The sequence below is a fragment of the Ferruginibacter lapsinanis genome (assembly GCF_020783315.1).
In the GTDB taxonomy this organism is placed as follows: Bacteria; Bacteroidota; Bacteroidia; order Chitinophagales; family Chitinophagaceae; genus Ferruginibacter; species Ferruginibacter lapsinanis.
Window position 1 is genome coordinate 3,120,370 of record NZ_CP086063.1, and the last position, 16,007, is coordinate 3,136,376.

Here is a 16,007-nt window from a genome sequence, read left to right on the forward strand (position 1 = left end):
TACTTAAACCAAAAACTAAACATTAACCAAAAAACAAAACAATTATGAAAAATATCTTTAGCAGGTTTACATTAATCATGGCGTTCGGGGCTCTACCTGTTGCCCTACTAGCACAACAACCTACAATTTCAAATTGGAGACCATACGATCAAAGCGGTATTAACGTTTTTGAAACTCCAAAAGACAATGATGCAAAATTTGACGGCTTGAAAGTAAGATTTGGCGCAGGTTTTACACAACAATTCCAAAGTTTGAAACACGAAAATACAGCTTTGAACAATCAAGGGAATTCTGTTGCAACTGCACAAGCAAATAAATTATATCCAATCAAATCTGGTTTCATGACAGCGCAAGCAAATGCTTTCATGGATGTTCAGTTAGGTGATGGTATTGCATTGAACGTAACCAGCTACCTATCTTCACGTCACCACAACGAAACTTGGGTGAAAGGTGGTTATATCCAATTTGATAAACTTCCATTCAAAGGAAAATTCTGGACAGATTTCATGAACATGGCCACTATCAAAATCGGTCACTTTGAAGTGAACTACGGTGATGAACATTTCCGCAGATCAGATGGTGGACAAGCTTTATACAATCCATTCATGGAAGGATATATAATGGACGCATTCGCTACTGAAATCGGAGGTGAAGTATACATCAAAAAAAATGGTTTCTTTGGAATGGTAGGACTAACCAACGGTATGATCAAAGGAAATATTGACTCTGTACAAGTTAGCACTCAAGCTGATGGTAGCGATAAAAGAAGCCCTTCCATCTTGGTAAAAGCCGGTGTTGATAAAAAATTAGACAATGGACTACGTTTAAGATTTACAGGAAGTTTGTATCATAACGGAAGTTCTGCCGGAAGTGGTTTAACACTATATGGTGGTGACCGTACCGGTTCTAATTATCAAAACGTAATGGAAAAATGGGTATCTGGTACACCAGCAGCAGCTCAGGCATCTACATCTATTGCTTTCTCTGGCCGTTTAAATCCAGGATTCAGCAAAAAAATTGACGCTGTAATGTTCAATGCTTTTGCAAAATACCAAGGATTCGAATTTTTTGGAACTTATGAATTAGCATCAGGCTATTCTAAAAGTGAAACAACAACCAGAAAAGCTAACCAATATGGTGTTGAAGCTGTTTACAGAATAGGTGCAAATGAAAATGTATTCTTAGGTGCTCGTTACAATGCCGTAAAAGCAAGATTAACCAGCCAAACTACAGATGTAAACGTTGATCGTTTTGCAGTAGCAGGTGGATGGTTCATCACTAAAAATACTTTACTAAAAGTAGAATATGTAACTCAGAGTTACAAAGATTTTGTTACAAGCGACTACAGAAATGGCGGCAAATTCAACGGAGTTGTTGTTGAAGCTGTAGTAGGTTTTTAATTTGAGTATGATTTATTAATTTTATAAAGTGTCAGGATGAAATGAATCATCCTGACATTTTATTTTAAAGACATACATATTTATATATATTCGCTGTATGGAGGCAAAAAAGATCTACATATTATTCATATGCTTTTTTATTTCTGTTACAGTATTTTCTCAAAAAATACTGCCATCCCCCTATTATGCAAAATGGGTGTTAGTAAAAGGCAGTTTTCTAAAAGTAGCAGGAAGTACTAACGTAAATAAATTTACTTGCGAAATCGTAGATTACAGCAATCCTGACACTATCTATGTTTTAAACCCTTCCACCCAACAATATCTGCCCGTTAAAGGTGCCTTAAAATTAGACATTTCAAAATTTGATTGTCATTTAGCCGTAATGACGAATGATCTCTTCAAAACATTAAAGGGCAAACAATATCCAACGATGTTGGTGCAGTTTGTTTCTTTGAGTAAGTTCCCGGATTTTAATGCCCCAAACAGTGTTATTACCGGAGTAGTTATTATTGAATTGGCAGGCGTATTAAAAAGCTATATAGTAAATTATACCTTCAGCAGAGATGCTTTAAAAAACATACACCTCGTTGGTAAAAGACAGGTTAATTTTTCTGATTTTAATCTCACCCCTCCCAGAAAATTAGGCGGCCTGATAAAAACAAAACAGGAACTTGATGTAGAGTTTCATCTGATGATGAGAAATACAAACTAGGGACTTAATTTAGCAAAGAGAATTCCTGCAACGATCGCCTGCAATAGTCCGTAGAACAACCAACTCAACACCATCGGCACGGTAATATCCATCGCACTGAAGCTGATCCACATCACCGGAACAAGTGCTATTACTGCGTACATCGCCCCAAACTCTAGTCCACGAAGGATGAAATTTCCTACAAATAAACTTTTAAATCTTTCCCAAAACCAGGATAAAGCAAAGCTGATAATAAATGCATGGGCATAAAACATTACATCTCTGCTAGTGCTGGAAGTAAATAAAGGATTGAGATAATCTACAAATAACTGAGGAAAGAATGTTACTGCTATAAAAAGCCCTCCATAACAAATTACAGTTAACAGTAAACCGGCAATTAAGCCGTTTCTAAAAATTTGTTTCATGAAGAGAATTTAGTTACGTTAGTTGATAAAACAGCAATGTGAAATTATGCTTAAAGGTAAAAAAACTTCTTTCAATAATATAATAGAATTATCAAAATAGTAAAAATTAAATCATCAGATTTTTAAACTCCCTAATCCTCCATCTACTCCGATCACTTGCCCTGTTATCCAACTGCTATCATCATTCATTAAAAAGCATACGAGTTTAGCAATTTCTTCTGGGGTGCCTATTCGCTGCAAAGGATGCCGTTTGGCAGATGCTTCTCTTTTCTCTTCAGTATTCAATAAAACACTTGCTAGTGGCGTATCTGTAAGAGATGGCGCTATTACATTCACCCTGATCTTCGTTGTGGCAAATTCAGCAGCCAGACTTTTTGCCAATCCTTCAATAGCCCCTTTTGCCGCCGCTATCGATGCATGAAATGGCATGCCCACTTTAACTGCAACGGTGCTAAATAAAACAACACTTGCATTGTTTGCCCTTTTTAGATTGGGTAATAATTTTTGAATAATAGTTACAGCACCCAACACATTCTGATTAAAATCATTTAAAAAATCGGCAGTAGTCAAACGGTTAAATGGTTTTAAATTAATAGAACCGGGGCAATACACTAATCCATTAATCACATCAGGCAGATCATTCAGTATATCAATATCATTATTGGTTACATCCAATTGATAAAATTTTGTATGCAAACTATCCAATTCAAGAGTAGCATTTCTGGATATGGTGATAAGATGGTTATCGATATTTAATAACTCTGCTACTTTTAAACCTATCCCCTTGCCTGCCCCGACAATTACAATATTTTTCATATTTCTTAAGTTAGTTTATTGCTTTTTTTACGGCATTTATCACTGCAATATTTTACATCATTCCAAACTTTTGTCCATTTTTTTCTCCATGTGAAAGAACGCAGGCATGTAACACAAATTTTTTGTGGAAGATGTTGCTTTTTTATGTTCATCTCATCAGATTATTGTCCTGTTTATAACTCAGCTTTGCATGAGCTGTAAAACCGAACGGCAAATAAATAAAAGTTGCTCCGTTTTTTAATATCCTTTATTCTCTTTTGTATGATCACAAAATATATCTTCTTTAACGCTTACTAATTTTATTCATTGATATTGTCCTTTGTAAACTACACCTGAAGCGGTTGATACCGTCATTTCGTTTGTGCATATGCTTTTGACTAACCCCGCTGTTAATACGTTTTCTCCATAAATTAAAACTGCTTCGTTTTAATTCTGTTCGCATTAATTTGATGACCTCATTTTCGCTCAATCCAAATTGTATTTCGATGGCCTCAAAAGGAGTTCTGTCTTCCCATGCCATTTCTATAATTCTATCTATATCCGATAACGTCATATTCTCTTCTTTTTCACGACTTGTTTAGATACCATATAGTTCCGTTCAATACAGTTGCAAAACATACCCAGAATAAATAAGGCAACATCAGATACGCCGCAGTTTTATTAATTCTGTAAAAACTTATCGTAGTAAGAACTATAAAAAGAAGCATACATGCTATCTCTACAAAAGCATACCCTATTTGTTGTTTATTAAAGAAAATATACGACCACAAAAGATTCAAAATAAATTGAATTATAAATAGAATCAAGGCCTTTTTGGGTAGAACCAAGGCTTTATGCCATACAAGAGCTAGTGATACACCCATTAATAAATATAGTATTGTCCAAACCGGACCAAATAACCAATTCGGTGGATTCCAATCAGGTTTTACAATATATTGGTACCAGTTTTTTATAGCTCCTGCAGTACTGTAACCGCTTGCTATACCAAGCAACAAACAGGTTGTTGAGCAAATTAAAATTTTAACAGCCAGTTTTTTCATACTCGATATTTTAGCAATAAATGACCAATAGGTAAACTAATTATTGGCAATTACAATTTCCGGATACTCATTTTTTTCTTTAGCCCAGTTATATAATAATTCGCTTTTAATTGGCTCATAGATATCCATTTTCATAGGATCAGTAGGCAACTCTTTATATGGTACCAACACTAAAAAATGGGGCTCCACATAATCAAAATGATTGTCAATGGTCAGGCCTTTTATCTGAACAAATTTGTATCCCCTGCTTTGTAAAATATCTAAAGCCATTGTACTGAACTCAGTTGTTCCTGCTCTCGATTCTGTTATTCCCTTTCGCATAGCAATAAGTTTTACTTAAGTATGTATAACACCAGCCGAACAATTATGTTTGAAAAAAATATAAAAACCTTTTCAGTTGTCTTAATAAACAATTGTAACTCTTGCAAAAAACTTACCTTTAATCAAAGCCTCTACATGTGAAACGCAAACTAAAATACTATCGCCTAATCTGGCTAAAACATGATCTGCCCGCTGGTCTTTCGGTCTTTTTAATCGCTTTACCACTATGTTTGGGTATTGCATTAGCATCTGGCGCTCCTTTATATTCAGGCATTTTATCTGGCATCATCGGCGGTCTGGTTGTTTCCGTTATCAGTGGTTCACCATTGGCTGTATCGGGGCCCGCTGCAGGTTTAACAACGCTGGTTGCCGCTTCAATTATTTCATTGGGAGATTACAAATTATTTTTGCTTACAGTAATTGTTGCAGGTTTATTTCAACTTTTGCTGGGTGTATTAAAACTTGGAATAATTGCCAACTATTTTCCATCTGCAGTCATAAAAGGTATGTTGGCCGCTATAGGTATCATTCTTATCTCAAAACAAATTCCGCTGGCATTTGGATATGATCAGCCCGATTTTTGGACAAGTGGATTTCTGCAATTATTCTCAGCTAAAAATTTTCTGGGAAATTTCAACAATTTCAATCACCATGTTACAAGAGGAGCTATTTTTATTACTGCTGCCTCTTTGATATTATTGATCATTCTTCAGCAACCTTTTGCAAAAAAATTAAAGGTAGTTCCAGCTCCTTTGCTCGTGGTAATTGCAGGCATTATCACCGAGATTATCTTCTCACGGTTAACTTCTGGGTTTTCTTTAAAACAAACACAGTTAGTGAATATTCCTTCCAATGTTTTTGCAAACATTTCTTTTCCGGATATTTCAAAAATATTTTCGTCGGTTGAAATATGGAAGTCTGGATTGATGATCGGAGCATTGGCTACATTAGAAACTCTTCTTTGTATAGAAGCCATTGACAAACTGGATAAACGCAATCGCATCTCTCCTGTTAACCGTGAATTGATAGCGCAAGGCATTGGAAATATGGCCTGTGGATTTTTAGGTGCTATTCCAATAACGGCAGTGGTTGTAAGAGGTGCTGCTAATGTAGATGCCGGCGGCAGAACAAAATTATCTTCATTTACACATGGGCTATTTCTGCTCCTGGCAGTATTATTAATCCCTTTTGTTTTGAATAAGATCCCTTACGCTTCATTAGCGGCTATTTTATTAGTAACGGGATATAATCTTACCAAACCAAAACTGTATCTTAATATGTGGGGCTTGGGGAAAAAACAATTTCTTCCATTTATAATAACAATCATTGCAATACTGGCTACAGATCTCTTGATCGGCGTAAGTATCGGTCTGCTGATATCTATCTTCTTTATTATTCAAAATAATTTCAGGGCTGAATATAAGATCACTAAAAAACAAGAGTTCCATATCAATATTTACGATATCAAACTCAACAGTAATGTTACATTTTTAAACAAAGTAAAATTGCGTAAGACACTGGATATGATCCCTGAGTACAGTGTGTTGACGATCGATGGAAGCGAATCTAATTTTATTGATTATGATATACTTGAGATAGTAAGTGAATATGCCAATAAAGCCCACGACAGGCATATTGAATTACATTTAAAAGGAATTGAAAAAGTAAGTATAACAGCAGTGCATTAAAAACACACTGCCGTTAAAAAATTTAGTGCGTAACGTTTTCTACTGCTTTAGGATCATGTTTATGCTTGAAGAATATAGCAAACAAGACAGCAACAACCAACGCATATACAGCAAAAGACAGCCAGATATTATGCCATTCTCTTCCCTCTGTATGTGTAAAATATGTATCAATAATATAGCCGCTTACTTTACTTCCTAAAAAAGCGCCTACTCCATTAGTCATCATCATAAATAATCCCTGTGCACTTGAACGTATTGAAGAATCTGTAGTGGTTTCTACAAACAATGAACCCGAGATATTGAAAAAATCAAATGCCATCCCGTAAATGATACAGGAAAGAATGATCATCCATAATCCATCTGCAGGATTGCCGTAGGCAAATAAACCAAAACGTAATACCCAGGCAATCATTGAAAACAACATCACCTTTTTAATACCAAATTTTTTAAGGAAGAATGGAATGGTAAGGATAAATACTGTTTCTGATATTTGTGAAATAGACATGATGATGGTGGAGTATTTTACCACAAATGAATCTGCTCCATAAGCAGGTATTTTTTTAAAGTCATCCAAAAAAGTATCCCCATACATATTAGTTAACTGAAGTGCAGCTCCCAAAAACATAGAAAAAAGAAAGAACAATGCCATTTTGTAATTAGAGAATAATTTAAATGCAGATAGTCCTAATTGCTCTGTCAATGAAGCCTTTTCTGAAATACTTTTTTGAGGAGGGCATTTAGGCAAGGTAAAAGAATATATACCTAATAATATGGCCATTGCTCCACCTATCAAAAACTGATTGGCATTGGCTTTACTGCCGGTAAGATTTGTGATCCACATAGCAGCTATAAAACCAATAGTACCCCATACTCTTATCGGGGGAAACACTTTTACCACATCATAGTTTTCTCTTTTCAAAATTGTATAGGCAACAGAATTAGATAAAGAGATGGTTGGCATGTAACAGATCATCGCCGCAAAAATTACATAATACAACGTATCCGCATCATGAACACTTGGCACATAGAACAATATCAACCCATATAAAATATGCAATATCCCATATAAACGTTCGGCATTTATCCACTTATCGGCAATTATACCTGTAAGTGCTGGCATAAATAAAGAAGAGATCGCCAAGGTAGAAAATATGGCCCCGAATTTTGCTCCGGCATTTTCTCCTGCTCCCATCGGACTAGTGAAAAAATAGGTAGCTATAGTGATCAGCCAGGCTCCCCATACAAAAAACTGTAAAAAACTCATCAATGTTAAACGCAACTTAATATTCATATAAGTCAATTTTATTTAAATTGGAAGATAAACAATTTTATTTAACAAAAACTACAGTTTTAACCACAAAAACTATAGTTTTTGTTTTAAGTATTGCTTAAGTAACTTTGTAAAAATAGTTACAATGAAAGCCACAATAGATACGTTGATCTCTGCTACTGCGGATGTTGATTTACAAAAAATTGCAGAAAAAGTTAAGCATAACGAACGAATTACAGACGCCGAAGGAATTACACTTTTTGAAAAAGGCAGCTTGCCTTTTGTAGGAGCTTTGGCCAATTTTATCAGAGAAAGATTACACGGAAACACTACTTACTTCAACAGAAATTTTCATATTGAACCAACAAATGTTTGTGTATTCAGTTGTAAATTTTGCTCCTACTCCCGCCTATATGCAAATAAAGAAGAAGGCTGGGAATTGAGCATTGATCAGATGTTGGACATTGTTAAAAGTTATGATAACAAACCTATCACTGAAGTACATATCGTTGGCGGTGTGCATCCTAAAATGAATATGGAATATTTCATTGAGTTAATGCAAAAAATAAAAGCACACAGACCGAATCTGCATGTAAAAGCATTTACTGCAGTGGAATTAGATTACATGTTCCGTAAAGCTAAATTAACAACAGAAGAAGGAATGAAACAATTACATGCTGCCGGCTTGGATAGTTTACCTGGTGGTGGTGCAGAAATATTTGCTCCTGAAATAAGAGAGCAAATTGCAGCAGATAAAGTAAATGCTGATGGGTGGTTAAGAATTCACGAAGTAGCACATGAATTAGGTATGCATAGTAATGCTACGATGTTGTATGGTCATATTGAAAAATATGAGCATCGTATCGATCATATGAGGAGGCTAAGAGAATTACAGGATAAAACAAAAGGCTTCAACACATTCATTCCGCTTAAGTTCCGTAATCATGATAATGAAATGAGCTACGTTCCTGAAAGCACTATCACTGAAGATATGCGTCTGTATGCTATTTCAAGAATATACCTGGATAATTTTCCTCACCTGAAGGCTTACTGGCCGATGTTAGGCAGAGACAATGCTCAATTAAGTTTATCATTTGGTGTAAATGATATTGATGGCACTATCGACGACTCTACAAAAATTTACAGCATGGCAGGTAGTGAAGAACAAAATCCTGCAATGAGTACCGAAGAATTGGTAACATTGATCAAACAAGTGAAACGTACGCCTGTAGAAAGAGATACATTATACAATATTGTAAAAGATTACAGCAATGTAAACTTCGACAATGCTTCTTTTGAGGTTTCTAATAACTGATCGGATAATACTTTTAATAGTAGTTCAATAAAAAATAAGGTTACCATCTACAGCACTTGTAGTGATGGTAACCTTATTTTTTTTATATCGATCAACAAATGAGAACCAGTGAAAATAAAAAAGACAGGAGATGAACCCTGTCTTAACTTGTAGTTTGGCTATAAAATATCTTAAATCCTAAATAAAATATTACATTAATAACATTACAGTTTCTGTAGTTTGAGAATGATCTGGTTTAGTAACTTGAATGGTATAAGTACCACCATTTAAAGTTTTACCAAAATTTACAGTTTGAGCAGTTAGATCAGCTGTATGTTTTACATCATTTGCAAATACTACATTTCCTTCTTCATTGATAACTTGTACTGAATAATTACCTTCTGGTTGATTTACCATTTTCAAAACGATCATTCCTTCTGCAATTTGCATTGGACAAATTTTCAATGAACTAACAGTAGTTACTGCTACAGTTGCACATTTATGTTTTGCCATATCGCTTTCTAAAATGCTTTTAGCATTATAGTATGCATCTTGACCAAAAGATGTGTTAGAAACGATCATCATAATCAAGATAGCGATTGCAGAATTTAAAGTTTTCATTTTGTGTTTTTTTGTGTTTTCTAAAAATACATTCGGTATTTCCTCATATAAAACGTGAAAGTACTCGTGTTATTGTATGAAAGATGTGGAATTTACTGTTTTTTTTGAGTAAATCTCCTAAGTATGTACTTAAATAATTGATTATCAATATTTTACTAAAGAAAAATATTTTAAAATAAATACGTAAAAATACTCAACAAAAGGAAATTTTACCTGAATCAACTTTAAAATGGGATCAAAAAATGAGTATTTTCCGCAGATAATTGAACTGAAATTGCTCTATTTGTATCGAACTGCTATAATTTTTACGACATTAAGACACGTATTTTTACATACAATTGCGGAAACTACATAGGAAGATGCATTAATTACGGAATCGTAGAATTTCTTCTCTTATTATATATATAAGCTCCTATTAGCATCCAGATCCCTTTCGGGGATCAACCTGAGTAATGCAGTTATGTAAACGTAATTAGTAAAGCGGTGCTAAAAGGATCATTTTAGTCCACTTTGTAATGCTTGTACTTTTTTAGTCGTTTTAATTTTTTAATACATCTTTTTTACAGCAATTACCACCCGGCTCCCAAGTTATAACCTCAATCAAATTATAAAATGAAAAGCCGGATGGAAAGGTAATTGTTACATTTTAGTAAATTACCTTGATATTGCTTTTGCTATGATCAGGATTTATTATCTCTAATTGGTAGGTGCCCCGGTGATCAATTCTTCCAATAATCATATTGCTTATGTAATCATCAGCAACAACAGTTATTTGTTCAGACAATAATTCTTGCCCTTGCATATTAAATAATCTGAATTTATACTCACCTTTAGGCACATTTTTAAATGCTACTTCAATTTCCCCATTGTTCAATGGATTTGCAACTAAAGAAATTAAGGCCTCTCCCCCAGCTCTTACTTTTACAACACTACTATAAGCTTTAGCTCCGGCCTGATTGATACTAATGATCCTGTAGTAATTAATTTTGTTGAGTAATACCTCATTATCCAGAAAACTATATCTTCCATTTTGAAGAACATCTGGTGTAACAGTCTGTACAGGTGAAAATATTTGACCGTCTGAAGACTTTTCAATTTGATACTGACTAATATTAATTTCATTTTCTACCTTCCATTCTACTAATGCTTTACCTGATTGCATCGATGCTTTTACATTTGTGAACCTAACCGGCAAAGTGGTTGATGGTTTTAATACAATCATAAAACGATCTGACCGATTGGATTGAGCATCTGTAGTTATATCAAAAGAATAAAATGTAGTGTCGGTATTTCCGATCATGATCGGAGTATTTGTATTCAGATATCTATCTATCAGCGTAGCTTCAACATCAGGTACAAAATCAGTTGTTGTTAATATAAGCTCATGAGATACTTTTTGTAATGAAGACAACGCCAAAAATATAGTATCCACATTACTGATAGTGGCTTCTTTACTTATTGCCAGTTGAAAACCATCTTTTGCAATTCTGATTGCTCCTGTACTGCTTCCTATAGGAGATACAACATCCTCTTCCTTGTCTACAGATGTATTATAAGAAGCGTTATACAAATTCAATGTGCCGTCTATTGAGGTATACCCAGATTCTGCGGTATTGTAAAATGCCAGATTAACCCTGAAAAAAGATACTATATCTCCCATAGGCCTGTTGTTTCTAATTGGACGGCTTTGAATTCCATCCAGAGAACTTACACCTGATACCTTATCAGATTCATGGAATACTACTGATGAGGAACCCAGGTTATCTGCTAAAAATGCTTCCCCTGATTCTACTGTGCCGGGATTTGTCCAGGTGGTTACCGGTGAATTAGATGTAGTATAAGTAGTACCACTAATCCATGTAAACGGAATATATTTTCCGGTACTAGAATAACTAGAAAACGCTTTGGGATCCCATAACTTAAAATTCTTTTTTGTTACACCTCCAACATTAACATTGGTCATGTTGATCTGACAAGCGTAAGGATTTCCAATTAAGTTGTTTTTGCCAGATAATACAGTTGTTGTTACATCCCCTATATTAATTTTTCCTCTTGGTTCTAATATTGTAGTGGAAGCTGGTACATATTGATTTCCTATAACAAACCCTCTGTCTCCTCTCACAAATAAAGACCATGCCGGCTTACTCATTAATCTGGTAGATTTGGTATCGGATGGATATCCCCAAACGGTGGTATTGCCTGTGTTATCATACCATTTAATTGATGCTCCGCTGGTTCCATCATCAAAACCACTAGCTTCATCATAAGTACCTGAATTTTTAGTAATTTGTGTACCAAAGCCTGGCCAGGACGTAAGCCCACACCATGTTCCTGCTTTAGATGGCCATGGATTATATAGTTGAGGATTTGTTTTAACTGGATTCGAAACGCCTTCCTGCCATGCATCATTTATTGTCAACGGGTCCGATGCTTGCAACGGTGCTGTTAAAAATCGCCATGAACGTTGCGTTGATTGGTTGTAGATAAATCTTTGTGCAACAAATCTACCATTGTAATTATAGTTGATCACAACATTTGCAGGGGTTGCTATCGGAGCAACATCTGCAGTACGATAAAGATTTGATACGATCACAATATTGCTATCACCAAGACTCAACGTTCCTTTAGTTAAAAATAATTCTCTGGTAATAACAATGGTCGATGTATCATTAGTAAGGGTATTAGTTGTATTTGTTTTATCCAATTTCAGATAAGGAAATGTTTCTCCACCAAAAGCGCCATTGATATCTCTCGTAATATTTCGAGGAGCTTTGATTGTACTTGCATCTGTACCAAAAAAAGTTACAGCTCTCGCTTTAATATTTGATGTAATATCTGAAATAACCGTCTGTGTATTTGCAGCTGTAAATCCTGCTCCTGTTTCATTCGGATCAAAAATACTTGTTTTGCCAGTTCTTGTCCAATTTCGACCAACCAAAATATCTCCAACAAAAGGATTGTTTGATGTAGTTCCATGTCCCAGTTTTAATGCCCCTGCTATAATTATATCTCTGCCAATGGTTAAATGATTACCTGTTTGATCCATCACATTCATATCAAGGGTTGAACCGGCTTCTATCGTCAGATCATTTGCAATCGCCCTGTCGGAGGTAATACCACTTGCAATTGATCCGTTGGCTATGTTCAATGTAGAATTGCCTTTTATGGTAACATTATATGGATAGCCTGGTGTAGTACCTGCCGTTTGAACTCCTACCGCATCCCAATCTCTGTTTCTATCAAAAGCTGATGCACTGTGATTATTATAGATTAATGTGGATCCCACCCCATATACACAATGCCCGTTAGCACTATTAGTTGAATTGACATCTGCAATAAAACCGCCATTGTAAGCTGCTACACCTAATAACTCAAGTTTATATCCGATAGTAGTAATATCTGTTGGAGCAAAGCCTATATTCGTATTCACTGACACATAATTGTCGAATAATAGTTTACCGCCATTAATAGTATTTACTTCTACCCCTGCAACCCCTCCACGGAAAGTACCTCTTAAATTAAAAGTGCCGTCTGCGATGGTTGACAAAATAGTTTTCGTTTCACCTCCTGATGCTCCATCTACTAATATTGCGGCCCTTGCATTTGCTGAACCTGTACCGCCGGCTCCTCCATTCATTGTAAATATTTGCCCATTGATATCTAACTTACCAGCATTTTTTATTGTTAAAGTAGTAACACCAATATTAGTTGCAGGAGCAGGATCATCAATTGATACATTAGTTGCAGGACTATTTGATAAAACAAGATTTCCTGTAGTTTTATCAATGATCATTGCGCTAAAATACTCGGTACCACCTCCAGTTCGTGTTATTAGTTGATTTCCGCATGTGCCATTAAAAGTTATCGATTTTCCATTATTAGTTTGTTGTGTACCGGTGGTAAAATTGCCAATGATATTTATATTAGTGTTTAAGACTACAGTTCCTATTAAGGATAGATTCGGAAAAGTTGGTACTGCAGTCCCAGAAATTGTACCTGTACCTAAGAAATTCACTGTGCCATTACAGTTAGTAGAACTAAAGCTTCCATTATTAGTGATACTTCCTCCATTGCTTATAGATAAAGTATAAGCTCCGCTAATTACTATACCTCCTGTTCCGGTAGTAGTAATAGAATTTGCAGAAGCATTTGCAGTAGCTATAGAAATTGTAACTCCGTTAGGTACGGAAATATTTGATGCAGAAGTGGGAATGCCACCACACCAATTAGCAGCATTATTCCAATCACCTGTAGTACCTCCAATCCAAGTTCCTGGTGTACCGCAAGTTGGTGTATAAGAATAAACTGCAGGAATTGTATTTTGGAAAGTATATGTAGTAGTAGCAAATCCTTCGGTACCTGTATTTCCATTCCATGCACCAATAATATATTTTACCAACACCCCTGTATTAGCTGATGCCGGAATAGTGCCCGTAATAATTTGTTTATTTGATCCATCGGTACAAACTACAGAAGAAAATGCAACAAATGTGGATGTGCCGGAAGCAACACCTCTTGTCCCTCCGGGTGTTGTGCCATCAGTAGTATAATATATACCTGTATTTGTATATTGTCCCGATAACTCAATATTCCAATCTACAATTAAAGGCGATCCAATAGCCGGGGTAGTTTGATTCCAATATTTGGCTGTACTACCTGAGCAATCATTTGTTACTGCTGTATTGCTAGATTGATGTACAATATAATTTGGTGGAGGTGTTCTTTGTCCAACTTGAAAAACACCTAAGGCAAATGCAGCTCCACTAAAGCTGGCGGAAGTAGAAGTTGCAGATCCACTATTATATGTCCATGTACCACCAGCTTTATCTCCTACACTAAAAGTAGTAGGTGTAGCACTTACATCTAAATCTCCTGATAAATATGTAAACGTACCACTTGTAAAGCCCCCTGTTACTGCCGTCCCTGTCAATGTCCAGGTTCTGTTTGCAGTATTTGATGCAGCAAAATTTGTATTACCTGCTGTCACATCTGCATGATCTCCACTTGTAGTACTTGCTGTTACATTCAATGCTTGTGAACTAAAATTTACCACTATAGGTTCGTAACCATTTGCGTCCCCAATATCAAAAGTAGCAGTAGTTGTTGTTTTATTAATCGTTTCAAAACCTTGTATATATCTTGAGGATGATGCCCCACTAACTGATCCTGTAATGGTGATACCAGCCCCCCCTAAAGCAGTATTAATTAATTTGCCGGCAGTAAAAGTTAATGTACCACTAACCGAAGCCAGCGAGGTTTGTGTAACACCTGCACTATTATTTATAATTAAATTGTTTGCACCTGTAAACCCATTACCGGTTACCTGTGCTGATGCGCCATTAAAAGTATAATTGGCTCCGGTGCTGTAGGTACGGGTTCCTGTTACTTGAATGGTACCAAAAGCACCAGTAGCAGTTGTGGTTAGAGCGCCAGTTGAATTAGTGTTAGCAGTGATGATACTTGAACCTGTAGGTAAATAAAAATTTGCTGAAGTACCTGATATAATAAAGGTTTGTGCATCTAGAGTTGCTCCTGCCGAAACTGTAAAATCAGAAGAATTTCCCAATGGAACATTGGACAACAACTGTACTGTATTAGTAGAAGACCCTGTACCAACTGTGTAAATAATTGGATTAGTATTGATACCAGCAGCAGTTGTAGTAAATGTTTGTGCTCCACTAGATTTTACAAATTTGATATAGGCCATCGCTCCACCTGTTGATTGTAACGACCCTGTAGAGCTTACGGAAAAGTTTCCACCTAGCGATAAAGTTGAATATCCTGAAGATACACCGCTGTTCAAATTGAAAGTGCCACCACCAGATAAAGAATAATCTCCAGACACATTTACCTGCACATTTACAGCAGTAGTATTATTTGTTACTGTTACTGTACCTCCCGATTGAGAATAGCTACCAAAGTTATAAACAGAAGCGGATGTTCCGGTAGTAAATATCATATTACCTCCACTCACCACAAATGCGCCTACATTCATTGTAAGTGCTGTATTACCGGTAAATCTAAGAGAGCCTGTACCAGTGTTTTGACATGTAAATGTTCCATTAACAGTGGTAAGCCCACCACTAAAATTCAAGGATGATGTTTGCCCTGAGCTATTCCATGTAAAATTTGAAAAAGATTGTGTAACCCCTGTTGTGATGGCTGTAGAAACAGCACCAGTGATCTCACAAGTTGATCCCGTATTCCATGTCATGGTAGGAATTGTACCTGATGTTGTTCCGTGTCTATATGTACCTGTAGCTGTAACCGTAGCTGTTCCGTTTACAGTAAAAACAGATGCTCCTCCTCCCTGATTACCTATATCAAGAATTCCAGCAATAGATGCAGTATTACTTGCCGCAAGTACAAAAGTTGTAACAGAAGTATTATATAAGTTCAATGTACTTCCTGCTTGAATATCTATATCGCTGCCTGCAAGAG

The 16,007-nt window shown here is 35.8% G+C and carries 13 protein-coding genes; 4 read left to right on the forward strand and 9 right to left on the reverse strand.

Annotation, left to right across the window (positions count from 1 at the left end):
• The first annotated feature begins 44 nt into the window (after window positions 1–44).
• Window positions 45–1,400: a porin gene (locus tag LK994_RS12985; protein WP_229760520.1), complete on the forward strand. Its 1,356-nt coding sequence runs from the start codon at window positions 45–47 to the stop codon at window positions 1,398–1,400.
• Between the two features lie 97 nt (window positions 1,401–1,497).
• Entirely contained in the window at window positions 1,498–2,112 is a 615-nt protein-coding gene (locus LK994_RS12990; protein ID WP_229760521.1) for a YceI family protein, read from the forward strand.
• Here the strand turns inward: LK994_RS12990 and LK994_RS12995 are convergent.
• The 6 genes from LK994_RS12995 to LK994_RS13015 all read right to left on the reverse strand — a co-directional run bounded on the left by LK994_RS12995 (window position 2,109) and on the right by LK994_RS13015 (window position 4,693).
• The gene (locus LK994_RS12995; RefSeq protein ID WP_229760522.1) at window positions 2,109–2,516 is read right to left on the reverse strand and encodes a hypothetical protein; all 408 of its coding nucleotides are present in this window, start codon (window positions 2,514–2,516) and stop codon (window positions 2,109–2,111) included. The genes LK994_RS12990 and LK994_RS12995 overlap by 4 nt on opposite strands.
• A gap of 114 nt (window positions 2,517–2,630) precedes the next feature.
• Window positions 2,631–3,332, reverse strand: coding sequence for an SDR family NAD(P)-dependent oxidoreductase (locus LK994_RS13000; RefSeq protein WP_229760523.1), 702 nt, complete (start codon window positions 3,330–3,332; stop codon window positions 2,631–2,633).
• 5 nt (window positions 3,333–3,337) lie between these two features.
• The gene (locus LK994_RS14610; protein WP_394799431.1) at window positions 3,338–3,484 is read right to left on the reverse strand and encodes a DUF2256 domain-containing protein; all 147 of its coding nucleotides are present in this window, start codon (window positions 3,482–3,484) and stop codon (window positions 3,338–3,340) included.
• Window positions 3,485–3,615: 131 nt separating this feature from the next.
• Window positions 3,616–3,885, reverse strand: a complete 270-nt coding sequence (locus LK994_RS13005) for a TIGR03643 family protein (protein WP_229760524.1) — start codon at window positions 3,883–3,885, stop codon at window positions 3,616–3,618.
• A 13-nt stretch (window positions 3,886–3,898) separates the two neighbouring features.
• Window positions 3,899–4,372 (reverse strand): TspO/MBR family protein, encoded by a 474-nt coding sequence (locus LK994_RS13010; RefSeq protein ID WP_229760525.1) that lies wholly within the window; start codon window positions 4,370–4,372, stop codon window positions 3,899–3,901.
• A gap of 36 nt (window positions 4,373–4,408) precedes the next feature.
• Window positions 4,409–4,693 carry a hypothetical protein gene (locus LK994_RS13015; RefSeq protein ID WP_229760526.1) on the reverse strand — a complete coding sequence of 95 codons (285 nt, stop codon included), beginning with the start codon at window positions 4,691–4,693 and terminating at the stop codon, window positions 4,409–4,411.
• 137 nt (window positions 4,694–4,830) lie between these two features.
• On the opposite strand from LK994_RS13015, the gene LK994_RS13020 reads away from it, so the two are divergent.
• A complete protein-coding gene (locus LK994_RS13020) occupies window positions 4,831–6,381 on the forward strand; it encodes a SulP family inorganic anion transporter (RefSeq protein ID WP_229760527.1) in 1,551 nt (516 codons plus the stop codon).
• A 22-nt stretch (window positions 6,382–6,403) separates the two neighbouring features.
• Here LK994_RS13020 and LK994_RS13025 read toward each other — a convergent pair whose 3' ends face one another.
• On the reverse strand, window positions 6,404–7,672 hold the full coding sequence (locus LK994_RS13025) for a nucleoside permease (RefSeq protein ID WP_229760528.1): 1,269 nt from the start codon (window positions 7,670–7,672) through the stop codon (window positions 6,404–6,406).
• Window positions 7,673–7,796: 124 nt separating this feature from the next.
• On the opposite strand from LK994_RS13025, the gene mqnE reads away from it, so the two are divergent.
• Entirely contained in the window at window positions 7,797–8,966 is a 1,170-nt protein-coding gene (gene mqnE / locus LK994_RS13030; protein ID WP_229760529.1) for an aminofutalosine synthase MqnE, read from the forward strand.
• A gap of 189 nt (window positions 8,967–9,155) precedes the next feature.
• Here the strand turns inward: mqnE and LK994_RS13035 are convergent, their stop codons facing one another.
• Both LK994_RS13035 and LK994_RS13040 read right to left on the reverse strand, forming a co-directional pair.
• The gene (locus tag LK994_RS13035; protein WP_229760530.1) at window positions 9,156–9,566 is read right to left on the reverse strand and encodes a hypothetical protein; all 411 of its coding nucleotides are present in this window, start codon (window positions 9,564–9,566) and stop codon (window positions 9,156–9,158) included.
• Between the two features lie 646 nt (window positions 9,567–10,212).
• Window positions 10,213–15,966 (reverse strand): beta strand repeat-containing protein, encoded by a 5,754-nt coding sequence (locus LK994_RS13040; RefSeq protein ID WP_229760531.1) that lies wholly within the window; start codon window positions 15,964–15,966, stop codon window positions 10,213–10,215.
• Window positions 15,967–16,007 lie beyond the last annotated feature (41 nt).

Bases quoted from the DNA above. Each gene is read 5' to 3' on its own strand.
- LK994_RS13025 (WP_229760528.1), bottom strand. From the start codon at position 7,672: ATGAATATTAAGTTGCGTTTAACATTGATGAGTTTTTTACAGTTTTTT.
- LK994_RS13005 (WP_229760524.1), bottom strand. From the start codon at position 3,885: ATGACGTTATCGGATATAGATAGAATTATAGAAATGGCATGGGAAGAC.
- LK994_RS13000 (WP_229760523.1), bottom strand. From the start codon at position 3,332: ATGAAAAATATTGTAATTGTCGGGGCAGGCAAGGGGATAGGTTTAAAA.
- LK994_RS13035 (WP_229760530.1), bottom strand. From the start codon at position 9,566: ATGAAAACTTTAAATTCTGCAATCGCTATCTTGATTATGATGATCGTT.
- LK994_RS13015 (WP_229760526.1), bottom strand. From the start codon at position 4,693: ATGCGAAAGGGAATAACAGAATCGAGAGCAGGAACAACTGAGTTCAGT.
- LK994_RS12995 (WP_229760522.1), bottom strand. From the start codon at position 2,516: ATGAAACAAATTTTTAGAAACGGCTTAATTGCCGGTTTACTGTTAACT.
- LK994_RS14610 (WP_394799431.1), bottom strand. From the start codon at position 3,484: ATGAACATAAAAAAGCAACATCTTCCACAAAAAATTTGTGTTACATGC.
- mqnE (WP_229760529.1), top strand. From the start codon at position 7,797: ATGAAAGCCACAATAGATACGTTGATCTCTGCTACTGCGGATGTTGAT.
- LK994_RS13010 (WP_229760525.1), bottom strand. From the start codon at position 4,372: ATGAAAAAACTGGCTGTTAAAATTTTAATTTGCTCAACAACCTGTTTG.
- LK994_RS12985 (WP_229760520.1), top strand. From the start codon at position 45: ATGAAAAATATCTTTAGCAGGTTTACATTAATCATGGCGTTCGGGGCT.
- LK994_RS12990 (WP_229760521.1), top strand. From the start codon at position 1,498: ATGGAGGCAAAAAAGATCTACATATTATTCATATGCTTTTTTATTTCT.